This window comes from Peterkaempfera griseoplana (assembly GCF_001418575.1).
GTDB classification, from domain to species: Bacteria; Actinomycetota; Actinomycetes; order Streptomycetales; family Streptomycetaceae; genus Peterkaempfera; species Peterkaempfera griseoplana.
The window spans coordinates 1-3,066 of record NZ_LIQR01000496.1; the positions used below are offsets into that span (position 1 = coordinate 1).

Annotated in this window: 3 protein-coding genes; 2 read left to right on the forward strand and 1 reads right to left on the reverse strand. The window is 75.5% G+C overall.

The window, feature by feature from the left end; translation table 11 throughout:
• Positions 1 to 327 precede the first annotated feature (327 nt).
• Both AOK09_RS30860 and AOK09_RS30865 read left to right on the forward strand, forming a co-directional pair.
• Positions 328 to 744 carry a CBS domain-containing protein gene (locus AOK09_RS30860; RefSeq protein ID WP_055590530.1) on the forward strand — a complete coding sequence of 139 codons (417 nt, stop codon included), beginning with the start codon at positions 328 to 330 and terminating at the stop codon, positions 742 to 744.
• 205 nt (positions 745 to 949) lie between these two features.
• Positions 950 to 1,390, forward strand: a complete 441-nt coding sequence (locus tag AOK09_RS30865; protein WP_055590531.1) for a Fur family transcriptional regulator — start codon at positions 950 to 952, stop codon at positions 1,388 to 1,390.
• Positions 1,391 to 1,496: 106 nt separating this feature from the next.
• Here AOK09_RS30865 and AOK09_RS30870 read toward each other — a convergent pair.
• A partial coding sequence (locus AOK09_RS30870; RefSeq protein WP_063796125.1) for a tetratricopeptide repeat protein occupies positions 1,497 to 3,066 on the reverse strand: 1,570 nt, incomplete at its 5' end.

Here is a 3,066-nt window from a genome sequence, read left to right on the forward strand (position 1 = left end):
GACGCGGCCGCGTCCAACGGGCTTCTGCACCAGGAGCTGCTGTCGCGGCTTGCCGTGTGAGGTGCCCGGGGGTGTACGAGGTGCCCCCTGGCGTGCGAGGTGCCCCCGGGTGTGTGAGGTCGCGCGGGGTGCGTGACGTGCCCCGGGGTGTGTGAGGTGGCGCGCGGTCGGCACCGCGCGCCACCCGTGGTTGCGGATACCTCCGATGTGACGACGGCCCCCTAGCCAGTAGCGGACGGGCATGTGAACATGAGAATTCCGGAGCTTGTGAATTTGTGAATGAATTCTCCAGCTCGCCCGCCCCCCTCTCCAGGAGGTGGTCCGCACGTGCTCGTCCGCGACGCCATGAGTTCGGTGGTGCTCACCATCGGCCCAGCCCACACCCTCCGCCAGGCCGCCCGGCTGATGTCGGGACGCCGCATCGGCGCAGCCGTCGTCCTCGACCCCGACACCTACGGGGTCGGCATCCTCACCGAGCGGGACGTCCTCAATGCGCTCGGCAACGGCCAGGACCCCGACCATGAGACCGCCCACGCCCATGTGACCACCGAGGTCGTCTTCGCCGGCCCGGAGTGGACGCTGGACCAGGCCGCGTCCGCCATGGTGCGGGGCGGCTTCCGGCACCTGGTGGTGCTCGACGGCACCGAGGTGGTCGGGATCATCTCGGTGCGCGACATCCTGCGCTGCTGGATCGGCGCGGGCCGCGCGAAGGAGGTGCGCTCCTCCACGGCGGTCGCGGTCTGACCCGCGACCCGGCCCACCCGGCGAGCGGCGCCTGCCCGGGGCCACCCCGGCCCCGGGCCCGCCGTCTCCGCTCCACCCGGGCCCGTACGCGCCGGCGCCCCACGGCCACGTCCCGCCTCCATCAACTTGGACCAGGTCCAAGTTGATATACAGGCCAAATCGCGACCGAATACGGGTCCGGACGCCCCCTGGTATTCTTGCCCCCATGAGTGACCTGCTGGAACGACTGAGAAGCCGCGGCTGGCGGCTCACCGCCCAGCGGAGAGTCGTCGCCCAGGTGCTCGACGGCGACCACGTCCATCTCACCGCGGACGAGGTCCACGCCCGGGCCGTGCAGCGGCTGCCCGAGATCAGCCGGGCCACCGTCTACAACACCCTGGGCGAGCTGGTGAGCCTCGGCGAGGTGCTGGAGGTCAGCACCGACGGCCGGGCCAAGCGCTACGACCCCAACGCCCACCACGCCCACCAGCATCTGATCTGCTCCCGGTGCGGCACGATCCGCGACGTCCACCCGGTCGGTGACCCGCTGGCGGCCCTGCCCTCGGCCGAGCGCTTCGGATTCGCGATCTCCGACGTGGAGGTCACCTACCGGGGGGTCTGCCCCGCCTGCGCCGCCGACCAGCCCCGCGCCGCCGACCCGGCCTGAGACCGGCGCCGGCGGCCGTACACCTCCGGCACGTACCCACCGCACTGCCGCGCCCCGGTCGCGCACCGCACCCGCGCCCGCCCCCGCGCCCGGGAGCATGCGGGGATCAGGCGCTGAGCTCGGTGTCGAGCGCCTCCAGCAGCCGCCCGGCCCGCTCGGCCACCTCCGCCTGACCGGACTCCGCCGCCCGCAGGCACCAGTTGCGGGCCTGCACCATCTCGCTGCGGCGGACCGCGATCAACGCCAGCCGCAGCGCCGCCCGGCCGTGCCCCGCATCCGCGGCGCGGCCGTACCAGAGCATGGCCTCGGCCTCGGCGCCCTCCCTGGCCAGCAGCAGCCCGAGGTTGAAGGCCGCACTGCGGCTGCCGCCCTCCGCCGCCCGCCGGTACCACTGCTCCGCGACATCCACCGCCCCGCGCTCCGCCGCCCGCACGCCCATCCGCACCTGCGCGCGCCCGTGCCCCGCGTCGGCCGCGACCGCGTACCAGTGCTCCGCCTCGGCGTCCGCGTCACCCTGGCGGTCCAGCAGCGAACCCAGCCGGAAGGCGCCCTCGGCCGAGCCGCCCTCCGCGGCCTGCCGGTAGCGCCGCACAGCAGCGGCCAGATCACCCCGCCGCTCCTTGGCGACCGCCAGCTGCAAGGCGGCCTCGCCGTGCCCCTCCGCCGCAGCACGGGCGTACCACTCCTGGGCCTCGTGCTGCTCTCCGCGGGCGGCGTAGAGGATCCCCAGGTTGAAGGCCGCGTCGACGCTGCCGGCCTCGGCGGCCTTGGAGAACCAGGGCTCGGCGCCGGACGGGTCGTCACGCTGCAGCAGCAGTACGGCCAGTGCGTTGCAGGCCTCCCGGTGGCCCGCGTAGGCGGCCCGCCTGTACCACTGCTCCGCCTGCGCCCCGCGCCCGGTGGCCGCACAGAGCAGGCCGAGGTTGAAGGCGCCGTTGTGGTCCCCGGCGTCCAGCGCGGCGCGGTACCAGCGCTCGGCCGGCGCCGTCTCACCGCGGTTGGCGTGCAGCGCACCGAGGGCGTTGGCGGCATTGCCGTCACCGGCCTCCGCGGCCTCCCGCCACCAGTCGGCGGCGGCGTCGGCGTCCCCCTGGTCGCGCAGCAGGAATCCCAGCGCGGACGCGGCGCGCGGCTCACCGCCCTGCGCCGACTGCCGGTAGCAGCGGGCCGCGGCGGCACGGTCGCCGCGCTGCTCCAGCAGCACCCCGAGCCGCAGCGCGGCCCGGGCGTGGCTGCGCGCCGCAGCGGTGCGGTACCAGGTCTCCGCGGTCTCCTTGTCGCCGGCCGCCTCCCGCATCCGGGCCAGCCGGTACGCCGCCTCGCGGTGCCCCGCCTCGGCGGCGGCCCGGAACCACCGCTCGGCGCGGACGTCCCTGCGGTGCTCCAGCAGGTCGGCGAGGGCGTAGCAGCCCAGGGTGTGGCCCTGCTCGGCGGCGAAGCGCAGCCAGTACTCGGCGCCGGACTCGTCGCCGTGGTCGCGCAGATGCAGGCCCAGCGCATGGGCGGCCGGGGCGCTTCCGGCGACCGCCGCCTGCCGCCACCACTCGGCGGCCTCCTCACGGCGGCCGCGCCGGTGCAGCAGGACGCCCAGGTTGTTGGCCGCGGCGCGCAGCCCGGCCCCGCAGGCCCGCCGCAGATGGGGCTCGGCCTCGTCCAGGTCGCCGCGGCGCAGCAGC